Source organism: Flavobacterium cheonanense (assembly GCF_039539185.1).
GTDB lineage: Bacteria > Bacteroidota > Bacteroidia > Flavobacteriales > Flavobacteriaceae > Flavobacterium > Flavobacterium cheonanense.
The window spans coordinates 38,647-55,840 of sequence record NZ_BAABCT010000005.1 but is presented as its reverse complement, the minus strand read 5'-3'; the positions used below and the strand labels follow the sequence as shown (position 1 = coordinate 55,840).

20 protein-coding genes are annotated in these 17,194 nt (G+C 27.6%); 15 read left to right on the top strand and 5 right to left on the bottom strand.

The annotated features are described in order from the left end of the window. The first annotated feature begins 1 nt into the window (after position 1). The 5 genes from ABD766_RS10060 (at position 2) to ABD766_RS10040 (ending at position 4,526) form a co-directional block, all read left to right on the top strand. Positions 2-550 carry a protein-tyrosine phosphatase family protein gene (locus tag ABD766_RS10060; RefSeq protein ID WP_344816557.1) on the top strand — a complete coding sequence of 183 codons (549 nt, stop codon included), beginning with the start codon at positions 2-4 and terminating at the stop codon, positions 548-550. 19 nt (positions 551-569) lie between these two features. Beyond that, the gene (locus ABD766_RS10055) at positions 570-1,946 is read left to right on the top strand and encodes a WG repeat-containing protein (protein WP_344816556.1); all 1,377 of its coding nucleotides are present in this window, start codon (positions 570-572) and stop codon (positions 1,944-1,946) included. A gap of 539 nt (positions 1,947-2,485) precedes the next feature. Beyond that, complete coding sequence (locus tag ABD766_RS10050) at positions 2,486-2,701, top strand: hypothetical protein (RefSeq protein ID WP_344816555.1); 216 nt, start codon at positions 2,486-2,488, stop codon at positions 2,699-2,701. Between the two features lie 165 nt (positions 2,702-2,866). Then, positions 2,867-3,310, top strand: a complete 444-nt coding sequence (locus ABD766_RS10045; protein WP_344816554.1) for a hypothetical protein — start codon at positions 2,867-2,869, stop codon at positions 3,308-3,310. A 55-nt stretch (positions 3,311-3,365) separates the two neighbouring features. Next, a complete protein-coding gene (locus tag ABD766_RS10040; protein WP_344816553.1) occupies positions 3,366-4,526 on the top strand; it encodes a hypothetical protein in 1,161 nt (386 codons plus the stop codon). Here ABD766_RS10040 and ABD766_RS10035 read toward each other — a convergent pair. Both ABD766_RS10035 and ABD766_RS10030 read right to left on the bottom strand, forming a co-directional pair. After that, positions 4,523-4,768, bottom strand: a complete 246-nt coding sequence (locus ABD766_RS10035; protein ID WP_344816552.1) for a hypothetical protein — start codon at positions 4,766-4,768, stop codon at positions 4,523-4,525. The genes ABD766_RS10040 and ABD766_RS10035 overlap by 4 nt on opposite strands. Then, positions 4,765-5,637, bottom strand: a complete 873-nt coding sequence (locus ABD766_RS10030; RefSeq protein WP_344816551.1) for a hypothetical protein — start codon at positions 5,635-5,637, stop codon at positions 4,765-4,767. Before ABD766_RS10030 ends, ABD766_RS10035 begins: the two co-directional genes overlap by 4 nt. Before the next feature lie 82 nt (positions 5,638-5,719). On the opposite strand from ABD766_RS10030, the gene ABD766_RS10025 reads away from it, so the two are divergent. The 9 genes from ABD766_RS10025 to ABD766_RS09985 all read left to right on the top strand — a co-directional run bounded on the left by ABD766_RS10025 (position 5,720) and on the right by ABD766_RS09985 (position 12,496). Then, the gene (locus ABD766_RS10025) at positions 5,720-6,391 is read left to right on the top strand and encodes a hypothetical protein (RefSeq protein ID WP_344816550.1); all 672 of its coding nucleotides are present in this window, start codon (positions 5,720-5,722) and stop codon (positions 6,389-6,391) included. Between the two features lie 55 nt (positions 6,392-6,446). Then, entirely contained in the window at positions 6,447-6,728 is a 282-nt protein-coding gene (locus tag ABD766_RS10020; protein WP_344816549.1) for a hypothetical protein, read from the top strand. Positions 6,729-6,769: 41 nt separating this feature from the next. Next, positions 6,770-8,143, top strand: coding sequence for a hypothetical protein (locus ABD766_RS10015; protein WP_344816548.1), 1,374 nt, complete (start codon positions 6,770-6,772; stop codon positions 8,141-8,143). After that, on the top strand, positions 8,124-8,825 hold the full coding sequence (locus tag ABD766_RS10010) for a hypothetical protein (protein ID WP_344816547.1): 702 nt from the start codon (positions 8,124-8,126) through the stop codon (positions 8,823-8,825). Before ABD766_RS10015 ends, ABD766_RS10010 begins: the two co-directional genes overlap by 20 nt. A 15-nt stretch (positions 8,826-8,840) precedes the next feature. Further along, complete coding sequence (locus tag ABD766_RS10005) at positions 8,841-10,235, top strand: WG repeat-containing protein (RefSeq protein WP_344816546.1); 1,395 nt, start codon at positions 8,841-8,843, stop codon at positions 10,233-10,235. Between the two features lie 24 nt (positions 10,236-10,259). Further along, complete coding sequence (locus ABD766_RS10000) at positions 10,260-10,706, top strand: hypothetical protein (RefSeq protein ID WP_344816545.1); 447 nt, start codon at positions 10,260-10,262, stop codon at positions 10,704-10,706. 57 nt (positions 10,707-10,763) lie between these two features. Further along, entirely contained in the window at positions 10,764-11,222 is a 459-nt protein-coding gene (locus tag ABD766_RS09995) for a hypothetical protein (RefSeq protein WP_344816544.1), read from the top strand. 56 nt (positions 11,223-11,278) lie between these two features. Further along, positions 11,279-11,983: an SIR2 family NAD-dependent protein deacylase gene (locus ABD766_RS09990; RefSeq protein ID WP_344816543.1), complete on the top strand. Its 705-nt coding sequence runs from the start codon at positions 11,279-11,281 to the stop codon at positions 11,981-11,983. Positions 11,984-12,127: 144 nt separating this feature from the next. Then, complete coding sequence (locus ABD766_RS09985) at positions 12,128-12,496, top strand: hypothetical protein (RefSeq protein ID WP_344816542.1); 369 nt, start codon at positions 12,128-12,130, stop codon at positions 12,494-12,496. A 35-nt stretch (positions 12,497-12,531) separates the two neighbouring features. Here ABD766_RS09985 and ABD766_RS09980 read toward each other — a convergent pair whose 3' ends face one another. Next, a complete protein-coding gene (locus tag ABD766_RS09980) occupies positions 12,532-14,649 on the bottom strand; it encodes a DUF262 domain-containing protein (RefSeq protein WP_344816541.1) in 2,118 nt (705 codons plus the stop codon). Positions 14,650-14,860: 211 nt separating this feature from the next. Here ABD766_RS09980 and ABD766_RS09975 point away from each other — a divergent pair, with 211 nt between their 5' ends. Then, positions 14,861-15,334: a hypothetical protein gene (locus tag ABD766_RS09975; RefSeq protein WP_344816540.1), complete on the top strand. Its 474-nt coding sequence runs from the start codon at positions 14,861-14,863 to the stop codon at positions 15,332-15,334. Between the two features lie 79 nt (positions 15,335-15,413). Here the strand turns inward: ABD766_RS09975 and ABD766_RS09970 are convergent, their stop codons facing one another. Both ABD766_RS09970 and ABD766_RS09965 read right to left on the bottom strand, forming a co-directional pair. Next, positions 15,414-15,983 carry a hypothetical protein gene (locus ABD766_RS09970; RefSeq protein ID WP_344816539.1) on the bottom strand — a complete coding sequence of 190 codons (570 nt, stop codon included), beginning with the start codon at positions 15,981-15,983 and terminating at the stop codon, positions 15,414-15,416. 215 nt (positions 15,984-16,198) lie between these two features. Further along, on the bottom strand, positions 16,199-17,131 hold the full coding sequence (locus ABD766_RS09965) for a hypothetical protein (RefSeq protein ID WP_344816538.1): 933 nt from the start codon (positions 17,129-17,131) through the stop codon (positions 16,199-16,201). Positions 17,132-17,194: the final 63 nt, after the last annotated feature.

Below are 17,194 nucleotides of genomic sequence, written 5' to 3'. Positions count from 1 at the left end.
TATGAACAATTCCATTATCCCTTATGAAAGATCCTATTGGGTTTTGACTAATAAATTACTTGCAGGTGAAATTCCAAGTTCAAAAACAGAAAGCAGAAAAATTGATAAAATAAATAATTTATTGGACTGCAATATTGATGTTATCATTAATTTAATGGAAGTTGTTGAAAAGAACTTTAGCGATGAGGTATTAGAAGATTATTCAATAACATTATACAAAGAGGCTGCCAAAAAGAATAAAAAAATTGAAATGTTGCGATTTGCCATAAAAGATTTAAATATTCCTTCAGAAACCTTTATGGTTGAAATTCTTAATAAAATAGACGAACAAATCGCTCTAGGTAAAAGAGTTTATGTGCACTGTTGGGGTGGCGTAGGAAGAACAGGAACTGTAATAGGTTGTTATCTTATTAGAAATGGATTTGCTGAACCTGAAAAAGTGATAGATACTATAAATTATCTCAAGAGAACTACCAATATTGCTCACAGAAGTTCTCCTGAAACAGTAGAACAATGTCAGTTTGTTTTAAATTGGTCAAGGAATAAGTAAGTTGAAAACAAATTTACAAATGAAAGAAGCACTAAAGTTAATTACCATAATCCCTAACATTATACAATATAAATTATTTTTCAATACTATTTTGAAAAGTAATGCAGAAATCGCAATTCGTTTAGAAGAAAAATTAAATAATTTAAATAAAAAAATTGAAGAATTATCATTAGAGGATATAACAATAATTGTCGAAAATTTATTTTGGAAAAATCTAAAAATTTACAATTTGGTGAATACGAAAGATGAGTTTTGTCTACCTTTTATGTACACAAATTTATTTTACGGTTTAAAAGAATCTCTCGAACTATTCCCTTTATCTAAGTACGATAATCAATTTTTAGATATTATAAATAAGTATGGAAAAGTTCTTTATGAGGATGCTTATTTCGTGCATTTATTAAACAATAATTTGATTATCATTCAAGATTATGATCTGAATAATAATCTATATAAATACGATTCAAAATCAGAAGAACTTGTTTTTATTGCTGAAGAAGTTGATGATAGTTTTTTTGAATCTCCAATACGTTTTTCTGAAAACAAATTGTTTTTTAGCAACGGTTATGTAAATGAGAATTTTGAGCCACAAACTCCATTTTGTTTCGATGCAGGAAAAGAATTCAATGAAGGCCTTGCAGCAGTATGTTTAAATGGGAAATGGGGATATATTAACCATAAAAGTGAAATCGTAATTGATTTTCAATTTGGTGATGCCAATTCATTTGAAAATGGTTTTGCCAAAGTATTTGAGTTAAAGCCTGAATTTAAATCTGAAAAAGGAAATTGGATAGAAGTAAATAGTTCCAATCAACATAGTCAATTTAATTATTCTGAAGATGTATTTGATATTAATTTCCCCCAATTTCCAATACAAATTAAGAAACCATTATCTGTAATTAGAAAATTACAGAAAAAGCGAGAGGAATTTATTGAACAATATCATTTTTACGCATTAGGTTTTGGTAATAATAGTTACAATCTTCCGATTGATACAGACAAATATGGAAAATGGATTACCATAGACAAATTGGGTAACCAAGTAAATATAGAAATTGCAATCGAGGCTGATTTAGAAATGAAAAACAGAAAAGCTAGATTAGATGTTTTGGAAAAAGAAGAACGATTCAATTCTTGGTTAAAAAAAATAATTAATCACAGTGATTTAACCTTTTCTGTCCCAGATGATTTATTTTTGAGTAGGGAATTTGTTATAAAATCTATTCAAGAAAATCCAAAGTGTTTTATACATTTTAGTACTTATTATGCGGATGATGATGAAATTTGTGAAATTGCTTTTAATTTAAATCCAGATTTATATTATTATTTTTCCGAAAGATTAAAGAGTGTCTTTTTAGACAAATTTAATGAGTTACAAGAAGAATTACCATTTTAAGATAAAAATTAGATAGTACAAAGAAATAAAAGTCAGAATAAAAATAGAAAAAGTAATTTCGTCCTCAACACTATATAAATTCCATGAATAAATAAATTTCCTAAAATTAATTTATTAATAGGAAAAAGAAATGGTAGACAAGTCAATTAAAGTTCTTGGTTCTCTCATAAGTTAATATAATGATAATCGTGGAGAACACACCATAATTAAATTTAAACTTGTGTTTTTTTTAATTAAGAAATATTATCACAGTTAATTTTCTTATACCTTTTTAAAAATATTATTGGGTTTCAACTTATAAATTATTACCAGTTAAATTCTTTTTTTTTAACGAAAAGTAGAAAAAGGAAAAATTCAATTATTAAATAGATTGCAAAATTGATCTTAACTTTTTTTCGTAAATTTAGTGCCTTCCTAATTATTGATATTATTTATTAATACATTACTAATTAATTTTTAACCGTAAATTTTTATTTCCAAAATAAAAAATCTATTTTTGAAATAATAAATAAAAAATTAATTAAAAAAGAACGAATAGTATGAGTAATTTAGTAAAAGTTGGTACCACAATGGCTGGTACATATGAACAAATTTGTAACTCTGGATTTTTGGCTCAGTTTCCTGATTCTGAGTTTAGAAATGAATCTAGGCTAACAGGATTTGGTGATGTATATATTAAAAGCGAATTGGTTGATCAATTTAACCAATTAAAAGAACAGATGTTAGAACAAAACGGTAGCTTCCCAATACTTTAATTTTGTTTTAATACAAAAGAAAGTAAAACTTATAAACAATAAAAAAAATGGCTCTATTGTTATTTTTAAATTTTGTTCTACCTGAAACAAAAAAGAAAACCATTTAATTATAAAATAAAATTGTTTTTCTACCACAAAAAATAACAAAACTAAAAAACACCTTTTATGGAAACTAATAAAGCAATAGAAAAAGTAAATGTAATTCTAAATCAGATTATTGATGAGCATGTAGCAAAATTCAAAAAATCTAAAGAATTCAAAGTAACTCCCAACTATGGGTATAAAAAATTCTATTTAGATAAAATTGATGGTAGTTACGATAATTCTATTTATAGCCTAATACACTACATAATGTATCAAGAAGGTATATATAGTAATTTCCTAAATGCTGACCAATTAAAAGAATTGGAAATGGTAATTAAAGAATATCCAACGTCTATTTATGGACCGAATGAGGAAGAAGATGAAAATTATGAAGAAATTCAATATGATTTTTTAGACAAAGTGTATTCAGAAGGGATTACTTGTGTAGCCAAACGATTATTGAACGAAGGATTTGATGTAAAAGATTGTTATGAAGATTATCTTTATGATAATGAGGAGGAGTAAATAAAAATTAATTATTTTATTTTTTTAGATTATCTAATAATTAATTTTTAGAACGGTGAACACTAGCAAAACGTTACTATATATTGCCTCAGGAGGATATAAGCCAGAATATGAAAACTTACCTTTTGACCATCTTTATTTTGTAGATGGAAATAGTAATTTTAAAAAATCATATCCTGAAGATCATCCAAAAATTACATTTTTAGGAATGGATGCTTTGTTTGCTATAGATTATTTAAAATCAAAACAAGTTAAAATTGATTGTTTAGTCCTTATAAATGAGGGCTTATGGCAAGGCGGAGGATCTTATCCTTTATTTTCTGATTTTCTTATAGGGTATTTAAGTCCAATTTTACTAGAGGAATACCTATTAATTTGTGATTTAAGTTATTACGATTCAAATTTAAATGCGGTTACAAAAATGGATTGGGGGCATAAAATCATAAAAAAGCTCACTTCTGAGGACATTGGTTATATCAATCCAAAACTCTTTACTTCTTATCGAGAATTTTCGCAAGATGAAGTATTTGGAAATGTATTGCTTATGAAAAAAGAACGTAAAGTAACCTCTTTAAATTCTGATAGTATAGGTATGAAAATCGAAATAGTTCATGGAAGTATATGGGAAGATGAAGATAATTTAGATTTTATAGGTTTAAACTTAAGATCAAAACACCAGTTGGTTGGTAGAGCAAACGGTAGTCAAAATGTAGTAGATTTTTTTGAAAGCAAACCAAAAGTACAAAATATCAAGGAAAAGCATTTTTCAGAAATTATGGAAACCTATATTAAAAGTGATGTAAAACGAGTAGGTTTGGTTGCTTGGAATAATGGAAATTACGAAGAAATAGTAAACTTAATTAATGCTTTGCCATCAAACAACTTGGAATCGATAAGATTTTATCATCTAAACAAAGGAGATTTTGAAGATATTTATGCACTATATGCCAGCAGTATCATCGAGAATTATCCATTTTTTTTTCAGCATATCAGCAATGATAATATTAGTTTACTTCAGTTTAAAGAAGTAGTAGTGCTAGGCTATGGTCAAGCTATAGAAAAATTATGTGAAGTGATAACTTTACATACTACAAATAATCCCAACCATTTCTATTTTACACAAATAAAGTTAAAACTAGGTAAATTAAGAATTTACACAAATACCAAGGATCAATATATTCAAGGACTTATTCGAATGACAGAAGAAATGTCCTAATCTATTGGCGAATCTAAATTCCAAAAATCAGGTAAGGTTTCGTTTGTCAAAATAATTTTATTCCCTTCAAATCTTAAGTTTAAGCCAAGTAATCTCATTTGTTCAAGATCTTGGTCAAACAAACTTTCATTTACATTTAGACTTCGTGTTTTTAGAAAGAAAAAAAGCTCTTGTAGAGTAAGTCCATCTGGATTTTTAAGCAGATATTGTGCTAAACATATAATTCTAATATTTGGTTTCATATTTTTAATAATGTATTCTGTAATATATTTTCAAAAAGGATTTGGTCATTTTTATCAACAAAAAACAAAGTAATTTCTATGCTGTTTTTTTCTGCAAATTCCATGATTTTTTTCAGTTCTTCTATATAGTTTATACTATACCAGGGAATTATACCAATTTTTTTAACCTCCTTCATATTTAAATTTTCCAATTTGTCATAGGGAAAGACTCCTTTTTCAAACCATTCAATCTTTTTTAACTGCTTAAGAAATGGACTATATTTTTTATTCAAAGTTAAAAATAAAACATCCAAATCAGGTTCATGCGCCCATATATTACCATAAATGATTTTAAAATTTGCATTAGGATCATCAAAAACAACAATATCCCTTCTTCGTTGAAGTAAATAACTTTTTAATGGAAAATTTTCGCAATTATTTAATTTTGAAGCAATAACACCAGTTGCTTCAATACTTACAGGACCTAAAATGTTAAACGAACTATTGTTGAAATTCTTTTTATTACACAATGGAGTAATGTCAGTTTTGCCATAATATCTCGGAGCATAGATGTGATAATAAGTATCATTAAGAACAGGCGCTAAATAAGACAAAAAATAACTACCATTTAAGGGGTAATCCCCGTACCCATCTCTTAACCCTTCATTTATAGATATGTAACAATCTAATTTGATGTTTTTCTGTTTTAAAATAGCAAGGGCATCTAAGGCAGCACAAGCCATTTTAATGATTATTTTATTTTCAATTACTTCTTCAAAATTTTTATTAAGAATTTTTAAATGATAATCAATAAGTATAATTCGATCATATTGAAAATCAGAAAAATCCATAGTTTCGATGCCACAACCAAAATAAGCTAGTGTTTTCATAAAAAACTAAATTTAATTGAAATATACAAGGTAACATTAAATTAAAAAAATTAAATTTGAAAAAGTTTAGAATTTAAAATTAATGGTGAAACGTTTCGTAATATTATTGTGCTTTTTTAGTTTTGTGATACCTATCAAAGCGGCAAAGAATCATGCTGAACTACAAATAAATGAAAATTTATTAAAGAGTACTAAAAAAAAATCTTTCAAGAAGCACAATAAAACCATTGTTTTTTTATGGCGTGAAGAAAAATATAATAAAAAATATAAAACTACGTTTTCAGAAATTTGTATTAATCAATCTTATTGTAAAACGATAACAGACCCAGAAAGAGCAGTTATTGGTTATATAGCAACTTTTATTGGAAGTGATTGTAATTGGGATGATGAATGTAATGCAGATAGAAGTAATTTAAAGTGTAAAGTTCTAACAGCATTAAATTTAGGCTATCAGTGTTCAGACAGCCATTTAGGCTTTCTCAAAAAATGGTTTAAAGGGGATTACAAGGCTTTAAAAAGACTAGAAGATTGTTCAACTACACCCTATACTGCTACTATTCAAAATACATTTGATAAAATTCAAATAATTCATAAAAATAATGATTTCTTTGTGATAGTAAATGCCTCTTCAATAAATTCAAGAGAAGAAATAAGCAGGAATTGGAAAGAGATCAATCATTTTGTTTTATTAAATAAAAATCAAGTAAAATTCCTGAGTAAAAAAACAATCTATTCCAAAAAAAGTAAGCTTTAAAAGCAGTCTTTTGAGTTAATATAAAATATAATTAAAAAATAAATAAAATAATTTAATGGAAGATATATCTAAATTAAATTTTGTTTGTGTAGTTAATGAAAATTGTCCAGCAAATTTTGATAAAACAGGAGTAGTATTTGATTATTATGATACGTTTGCTGTTCCCGACAAGAAAAATGAAACCTGTTGTCGTTATTGTAATTCAGTTTTATTTGAGGAACAAACATACTTAAATATCATGCTCGCAAAGAAGAGAAAACTTCAACAAAAAATAGTACTATTAATAATTTCTATTTTAGTAATAGTAACTTTTTTTTGTTTTATTTTTTTAAAATAATTTGAATAGATTTTCTTTAAAAGCATCAAAATTATAAATACATGGAAATTAAAATAATTGATAACTCAGGGGTTAGGATGAATTTTGAATTTGATTATAGGCACGTTACACCTAAATTAGATTTTAACCAAATTTTAATTGAAATTAGAAAATCATTTAAACTCCAATTTGAAAAAGTAAATAGCTTATTTTCATCAGATGATATCTTTTTTCATGTAAATCTCGAGCTAGAATCTGACTATGGCGAAAATATTCTAGGCCTTTTTGATGCACATCAAAGCAGTAATACTATTTTTTATTTCAGAATTTACCAAAATACGATAAGGCAGATTATTGAAAAAAAAATCTATGCTAGTGATGATTTTTATGAATATGATGATACAATATTGCATGAAATTATCCATGCTGCTGATTATGTTATGATCAGTAAAACGGATACTATAGAGGCAACTAATAAAAAAGTAAACAACTTTGCAGACGCTGCACTTAGTTTAAATGAAAATTTAAAGAAACCCCATTTCAATTGGACAGCAGTAAACATAATTGAACGTTTCAGAAACGAGGGCATTGCCGTATTAGGTGAAAAATTACTTGGGAATAATCCCGATCCGCTATTTGATAATGATGTAGAGCGCATTACAAATCAATTCAAGCATGTTTTAGAATTTTGTATCAAAACATCAGAATCAATTGATTTGATCTATTCGCTTTCTGAAAAAAATGAATTGTATGATGTTTTAGATAAAAGAAGCAGCGAAGCCTATATTTATGGACATATTATCTTGTTATTAATCATAGCTTTACAGCATGAAGATAAAAAAGAAATTTGTATGGATGCTGTCCACTATTTCCTTGGCAATCTAGAGAAAAAACCAACAAAAGAAAAAGCATTAGAAATACTGAAAATAGCCATAAATACAGATCTTTCAGATTATATAAACGGATTGTTAATTGAACCATTTCACCATTACACTTCAAGTGTTATAGATAAACAAGTCATTTTCAATTTTTGCGCCCATATACAAGGGGAGTCCAATATTGACGCAATCAAGATTTTAACAGAGAATACGTTCACTACCGTTTATGATAAGTTTATTAACCTGATGCAAATGACTGTAGGGTATCCAATGACCCAAGAGGAAATAGTTGACTATTCCAAATCCTTTGTGATTACTAAAGATTCCGACGAAATTAAAAAATGTATAAAAGATCAGATGAATTACTTATTGCCATTAGCAATTGAAGAACAAAATGAAATTGCTATTTGGTCACTAACGTATCTTTTTGACGAAGAAGAATTAATTTATGATTCCATTCCTTTCTTTGGTTATCAAGATGATTGGCTTGTCTTGAATGCTGCAATTCGATTAATTAAAACTTCTAAAAATAATAATAATGGGATTTTACAAGATTAACTATGGTAATGTTGATGAGGAATATGGCATCGTTTTATACAAACAGGATGCTAACAATCTAAATTTTTTCATTTCACAAGTAAATAATGCTATTCAAGAGAACTTAAAATCATTGATAACTAATGAAAATTTGAATACTATTACTACTTTTAATTGGGTGGAGTCTTGTGAAGATGAACTTGGTAATGTTGGATATGAATCAGTTAATCTAGTGTCTCATTATTTCGATTTTTCAATTGATGAAGAAAATAATATTGAAATTTTTACAGATTCTGCAAAAATAACCAATAATAATTTAAACAATAACGGCATTACTTTGTACGAAATAGGTCTATTTTCTGAATTTCATACAGATAGTACTTTCAGTAGTTATTTTCTATCTAATAATAGGACTAATAATGAATTTGACATCGTTTTAAAAGATTTTTTAGAACAAAATGTTGATAAAAAAAACAATAAAATAGAAGCATACAGTGAATTATTAGCATCATATATGGTTGAAAAAGGTTTTGAAAATATCACACCAGAAGTATATTCTATTTATTGCGACCATAGAGACAAATTGCCACATCAATGGATTGATGTTTTAGGAAAGGAATTATATGATGAAATTTGCAACAGAAACGAACCGTCTCATAATGTGGAAAGAAATTTAAACAATAACTTAGAACTTCCATTTTAGGGAAATTAAATTGATATGAAAAAAGTTAAAATAATTAAGCTTGAACCTACTTTAGAACTTTCTAAAGTGTTTTATAAAAATACTATTGATGCTCAAGTAGGAATGTGTTATGAATTACAAGACATTTTAGCAAGCTTAAATAAAGAAATTAATAATTTAACAGATAAAGAGATAGTATTTATTAATAAAAAGCTCTTTCCAGATCATTTAGAATTCTATAATTTAGAAAATAATCAAGGACAATTATTGCTGCCCATAATTTATACTTACATGCAGCCTCTTCAAAATGATAATTTAGTTTGTTTTTCTAAATTTGGCGATGACCAACAATATGATTTAATGGATAGTAGTGGTAAAATTATCTACAGCGACGCAAGAGATATTTCAGCATTTGATAATAATGTTATTTTCATCCAAGACCATGATTTAAATCAAAGGTTATACCATTATGATGCTAACAATAACCAACTAAAGCTAATTGCTGAACTTGAAAAAAATAAAATGTATGGTGAATTTAAATTTTCAGAAAATAGATTATTTGTAGATAGTGGTTATTATGATGAAAATTTAGAACTGGCTACTCCCTTTTGTTTTGATAATGGCAAACAGTATAGCGAAGGTCTTGCCGCTGTCGCTTTAAATGGTAAATGGGGTTATATTAACGCAAAAGGGGAGGTTATTATCGATTTTCAATTTGGTTATGCCTCTTCATTTAAGAAAGGTATGGCTAAAGTTTTGATAATTAGCCCAACATTTAAAAATCCTAGAGGGGAATGGATAGAGAAAGAATGTTTCAAAAATATTCCTAATAAAAATAGAGAGTGGTTTACAACGAGTTTTCAACAATTTCCGAAAAAACACATAATCCCACTTTCTATAATAAGAAAAATAGAGTGCTCAAAATATCAATCAATAAAGCTTTACCATAATTTTAGTTTAGAAATTGAGGAAGACGAAATGTTAAATGGTTACGGTACTTTTGCTACTATTGATTTAAATGGAAATATACTCAAACAAGAAGAACACATTAATTTAGAAGAGTCGATCAATCAAGAAAATACAATTGATGTTAATACGAATCAAAATATTTGGTTAGAAAAAATTAAAAAAAATAGCTTTGTAATTAATTCAATTCCAGATGATTTATTTGTAAACAAGCAATTTGTAAAACAAGCAATACAAGCAAATCCTACAACTTTTGAATACCTGAGTTTGTTATATGCAGATAACGAGGAAATAGGTAGTTTTGCTTTACAAATTGACTCAGTATTTTGTTACGACTTGCTTTCAGATAGACTAAAAGCTTTATATAAAAACCAATACGAGGCTTATCAGGAAGAGGAAATTGATTTAGATACAAGCAATATTTCATTGACCGAACAAGAGGACGATTCTGATTTACCATTCTAAAAATAAGATTTATAAAAAACTACTATGAAAAATAAATTACAAGCATTAGATGAAGTAATAAATAATTTTTCCGAAGAAGAAAAACTATTAATGGATACCAATCAATTTGCCTATATTTTTTCTAAAGCATGGATGTATCTAAAGATGGGTCCAGAGATATATAGAAAGCATGATGCCTTTAATCAACCTCCTTCAGATTTTGATGACGAAGAATTGCAAATCTTGACAGACGGCTGCAATCAAATCCTAAGAGGGGTTGGTATGACAGAAAACAATCCATTTACAAACTTAGATGTATTCGGATTTTATAATTTATTTAGACTTTTTCATTTTGACAACATTGATAGAAAAACAAACCACTATTTTACACTTAATGGTAAACCAGGGATTTTAGATTGTATTACATTCCAACATTATGTCGATGATAGTCAAGTTATCTATTATAATTTTTGTGAGTTTCCTAAAAAATAAGATTATAAAAATAATCTTTTAATTTAATTTGTAGTTCTATAATAATAAAGATTGAAAATGGTAAATACCATTGAAAAACATAGAATGTTACGTTTAGATTTACTCGAACAGGTAACAATAAATAACGACTCTAGTAAAGGGTATTATTTTTATTCCTATCCTCAGGATTGGCCTAATGGTTTTATGTTCTCTGAATTCAAAGCACAGTTTATTTTTGTGAAAGATTACAATCAAAAAACAATTTACTTTTACAACGATTTCTATCAAAAAGTAAAATTAATGTATAGCTGTTTAGAATTAAATGCAGAGGATTGTTATATAATGAATGATTTAGAGTCTTTTTTTAAAACAAATAAATCGATTAAATTGATCTCAACCGACACACCATTCAATCCGTATCTTTTTGCTCAGAAATATCAATTTCAAGTGATTGAAAAACCTTTTGCGATAAGTGTAATTGAAGCTAGTATTCTCAATATGTATAGGGTTGAAAAAGGAAAAAATAATGACAATTAACAATCACTAATTGATTAATTTAGCTTGTTTTTTTAGAAAATATAAATACGATATTCATGCAAAAACCAAAAATACTTTTCCTCACAGGAGCCGGAATATCAGCAGAAAGTGGCCTGCAAACCTTCAGAGATTCTCAAGATGGACTTTGGGATAATTACAAAATTGAAGACGTCTGCACAACAGAGGCATGGAATAATAATCCAGCGCTAGTATTAGACTTCTACAACCAAAGACGAAAACAATGCCACGATGCCAAACCTAATCTAGCGCACGAACTCATAGCTAAATTAGAAGAACATTATGAAGTAGTAGTTGTAACCCAAAATGTTGACAATCTTCACGAAAGAGCTGGTTCAACCAAAGTAATCCACTTGCATGGAGAACTAATGAAATCTCGCTCTACAGCCAATCCCAAATTACTATACAATAGGGATGGAGATGTACTAATAGGTGACCTTTGCGAACAAAATAGCCAACTCCGACCACATATTGTGTTTTTTGGTGAAGGATTAGACCAGTCTATTCATGACGCAGCTATAAAAGAAGCAGTTACCTGCGCTGTATTTGTAGTAGTAGGAACATCTCTAAAAGTAAGTCCAGCCAATGCTTTGCCTTACTATGTTCCTTTCGCTAGCCAAATGGTAGTAATCGACCCACTAGCACACGAAATGGATATTGACGACGAACGCTCCATTTACTACCTTTCTGAAAAAGCTACCGATGGGATGCAGCAATTGTATGAAGTGTTGAGTAAGTTATAATAAATATAAATCGTCTAAATAGTCTTTTATCTATGCGGTGATAAAATCAAAAAGTAAGTTCAGCAAATGCATAACCTTTCCGAAAAAGCTACCGATGGGATGAAACAATTGTAAGAAACATTAAGTAAACTAAAAATGACAAAAATGGTACTCAGACAAAAATACATAGACTTTATACTCGAAAACCTAATTCATACTCAAGTTAAAATTCAACTACCAATACCTGGTGATAATGGTGAAAACTATTGTGTACAAGAAGGAACAATTCTATACATGGATATAACTATTCAAGTAATAGAAAGATACACCCGTGCTGTAAAACTCAAACTCAATTTTGATGCTTACGAAAAAGAACAAATTTTTTTCATTCCAATTACCGAAGCTCCAGAACTAATAGAACGAAAACTCCACTACACCCTTAAAAAAGTAGTAATGGAAACTTTCGAAAATAATGGACGAAGACAAGAAATTAAACAGTGGTACGACGATGCAAGAAAAAATAGATTTATATAAATAAAGAAAATAATAATCCCTTTCTTTATTTAGTACTAAAAACTACTTTCCTCATTCGTTACTTTTGGATTTAAAAAATTTAAATGTAATAAGTCAATCATTTCATCTTCATTATTAAATTTAATACCCCATCGTTTTTCAAAAAACTTTAAAAGTTTTATTCCTCTTATTTTAATTTCTTCAGCAGTCCAATTTGGCAAAACTGCAACTTCTTGTTCTGAATACGATCCATTTGAATAGCCGTTACGAATGGTATTCCCTTGAGCATCTGTTTTTACACTTTTTTTATCAGTGAATAGGACATTTTGTAAACTTGAATTTATACTTGAAGAGAGTGGTAATAAATTACCAAGAGAACCTGTCAAATAGATTGTCTCTTCTTTTGAATAGTCCGAAAAATAATCTTGCCAACCTTGTTTTGAAGGAGTCTGTGGTAGAATGTGTTCTATTGAAACTTGATCTTTTTCACTTTTAACAAAATTCTTCCACGAAATTTTAGGCTGATTTCTACTTTTCTTAAGTTCTTCTTCATACTCATATAAAAAATATCTTATTCCATTCCAACCATAAAAACCGCTACCCTCTGAGGTGAATTTTCTATCAATATAATCCTTGAAATAAGAAAATTTAAAGGAGCCGTCTTTGTTAAAAAGGCCTTTTGAATCTTCGTTTAGAGAATCTATAATATTTGAAATACTTGTTTGACCATAATATAAATCCCTTGCAGCATTAAAGTAAACACTATTTCTATAGGTCGACATTGCTCTAGATACCCTAAATTCTAAAAATATAAATCTTTCAATAGCCTTTAATAAAGTAATTCTTTCATCCGATTTTATTTCTTTATTAACGAACGATGCTAAAACTAATGGTCTAAAATAAGCAATTCCAATTCTATTTAATTGGTCTAAAAGGATACTTTCCTCTGTAGTTAAATCATTATTATATTCCGGATTAAAAGTGTTATACCAATGTTTGGCGGCAGATTTCAAACTTAATACATAATTATTAATTTCTTTAATCGATAATTTTGCAAATTTTGAAGTTTCAAACAGTTCATCAGATTCATTATAATCATCATCGTCATTTTCTGAATCTTTTAATTCTTCAACTTTTTGAAGTATATTGGTCTTTACTTCCACTTTTTCTAATACTTTTTTTGGAGAAAACTCATCGTCCAATAAAAAACGAATGTAATCATCACCTTTTTTTCTGGAGTACTTAAAATACATAATCCAATGCGCTCTTAAAAAATCATCATCATTTAGCGGTTGATGTTTATTTCTTCCAAGTTGATAATAAATCTCTCTCCAAGAATCATTAATGTTATCTCTTATAGCAATTTTGTCATTCTCTTTTACCTCATTTTCACCATATAGAGTTGTTAAGTAAATAAGTCGATTCTTTAATAATTCTAGGTCAGACAATGATTTACCTCTGTTATTCATTGTTTCAAATGCAACAAAAACATCAAAGTCGTCACTAATAGTATATAAATTAAATAATAATTTTTGAGTTAGTTTTTCATATAAATTTTGAAGAATTTCTTCCCCTTTATTACTTACTAGTTCTTGAATATTAGTCTTGAAAAATTGCTTAGCATTTTCTAGATTCAAGGTATAAAACGTTTCATTTACAGTACCTGCAGCTGCTTCATTATAAATTTTGTAACGTAAAAATTGAAACGATGGGTTATCGGCTTCATAACCAAATTTGTAGGTGTTAATTATGTTTTGTGGCGGTTGTGATAAAACAATATAATTCTCTTTTATTTCTTTTAAATTATAAGAGCCTAGATAAATTGAGTCGTCTTTCAGTTCTTGATTTTTTGATAAACCTCTAATTTGTTCTACAAGGCATTGCAAAAAAATAGAAGTTGTTGTAAGTCTTTGTTGACCATCAACTACATAAAATGGTGTAAATTTTCTATTTTCTATCAACCACTTTTCATCATTCCAATGCTTCCAAATAGATTCTGGAACTTCTTTAATAGATAGAACACCAGTATAATGAAATCTACTTCCATCCAATGAAATTAAATCATCCCAAAAATCGGTCAGTTGCTTTATTCCCCATGCATATCCTCTTTGATAATCTGGAATTCGAAATAGCTTTTTGTTATAAACATCATCTAATGATTGTAATTCTTTCATTTTTTATTTAAAAAATTATTTATTATTGAATCTAATTTACCCAAACGACTGCAAGTTGCTATTGAGTTTATTCTGAATTTACTATTTCATTAATTAGTTCTTCAACAGTAATGAAATGTAGTTTTATCAGTACATACAAAAATAGAACTTTCAAATTATAAAAAACCACATTTAGAATATATATCTTTATAAAATTAAAATAACAATAGCTATGGAACTACCTGATTTAAATATTTTACTTGATTTATTTCACAACACACAATCCAATAAAAGCACAATTGAGGGCTATGCTTGTTTTACAAGCGATTCCTATAGTGGTGTGGGTGCCTTTTGTTTTTGTGATAATCTAGAAGAATGGAAAAAATTGTATCCTGCGATTGTTTTTATTGATGCACTTCTCGATCAAGAGTATGGAATTTATGATCAAGACGATTTAAAAAAATTATATGTAATTTATCAAAAATACCAATCTTCCCAATGGAACGATTCAGATTTTGAGAAATTTAAGGAAGAATTAAAAGGAAATCATCTATCGTATGATGTAAATTTTTTAGGCAAAACCACATTACTTTTTAAAAATGATTTACAAGACGACTTACTTGAGCTTTTGCATATACAATTCGGGAAAAACGCTAATGAATACAAAAAAGAGTTTTTGATTTTTTTAGATGATTTTACAACCTAAAAATAGAGTTTAGATTAAGCGATATTTTTCAATTGTATACAAAACATTAATTTTGCATTACAATAGTACCTATTAAATTTTATTGATGATTTAGATAAGCGAGAAATTCAGCTAAAGATTCTTTCGGTTTTTTTGGATTTTTATAATTTTTATTAATATATCCTGAAATGATTTTATAGCAACCTTCTTTAAGATTTATATTTTCAAGTTCTTCTTTGGTACTGTAATGCTCTTTACATTTTTCAAAGTCTTCATCTGTAATCGCAATTAAATCAATCACTTTTCCAAATTCAACTAGTTCAAAAGAAGAATCACTAAAAGATTTTATAAAATTCTCACATTCCTCAATGGTCCATATCGTATTTTTTAACTTCAATAAATACCGATACAATTCACTTCTGTCGGTGTCATCATCAAAATCATACTCTTCATCCAACTCTCTATTTACATATTGAATCATAACATGAGAGTAGGCATAATCATAAAACTCCTGCAAGTCATTAAAAAACCATACTTTCTTCTCCCAAAAATTGTACATTTGATGCAATTCATACAAATAATACGAATTTTCATTTGCATCTATATTTTCTGCATTATTCAAAGCAATTTCTGGCTCACCTAATTCTTCAATTATATCTTCAATAGTCATAAAATAAGATTTAATGTTTATTCCTGATGTAAACAAGAAGATAAATGAATTTCTTCTTTTATTTTTTTAAATATTTACGCTAATTTTAATGTCATTATGATTAATTTTCAAAATTAAGTATTTTACAAACACCCATTAATTGGCTTTATTGGTTAAATAAATCTTCATAATTAAATTTACTGTATCCTATACTTTTTTATTAAAAATTGTGTAATTTATTTTTTTGCTATTCGTAAAACTTCACCCCAAATCAAATTATTTGACCAATCCTTTTTTTGTTTATTCAACGTTTTTTCAATTTCATCAGATAAGAATTTACCCGCATTAAGAAACATTACATTACGTTTTTCAATGTCTCGTTCTCTTGAAGCAAAGTCAGTAATAGCATTCCATACTGCAAATTGATTTCGTCCAAGCATTTCAATATTTCTTCTAAAAAAATTCTGAGGATTATTTATATTATCCGAATTTCTATCAATATCAGAATTTTTAGATTTAATTTTAAGGACTTGCTCCATTTTACGTATTGCATTCCTTTCGAATAATTCAAAATCTTCTTCATCAAATAAACCGCCTTGTCGATTATCCTGTAAAATTTCAAAATAATTGGTTAATTTTCTTTGATAAGATTCAAATGTACATTTTGACCAATCACAACCAATATCAAAAATTTTATTTGTTGCTATAACTTCTTTGAAATTTTTTGACATTATTGCAACTTGACCATTTAAACAAGTTTGTCTGTAAATTATCGGGTAATAGGTTACAAAATCCATTTTAGAGTAACTGTATTCAACCATAATTGAAGCATAATATTCTTCCTTCCCTATTTTAAAAAACTCTTTATTTACAAGTTCAAAAGACAAATCAAGTTGATTTAAATTAGGCTTTTTGTATAGAATAACTTCCAAATTTAGCTGTTCAGGAGCAAATAGTTTTTCCATTCTCTTGACCGCACCTGTAATAACTTTATTATAACTTGTGTGCTCGAATGGTTTAACTGATTTTTTAATCACCTTTTCTATTCCTTCTATAGAAATAGATAGCTGATATACCTTTTTTCTTCCTTCTATTATCCTGTGGTAAATAGCAGGAATAAAGTACTGTTTTAATATTTCAAATGGTTGGGTGTCTTGTATAAATTTCATGTTTTTTTAGTTTTAAAATTAACTTTTGACTTTTTATAATTTGATATTTAGTTACATTTAAAT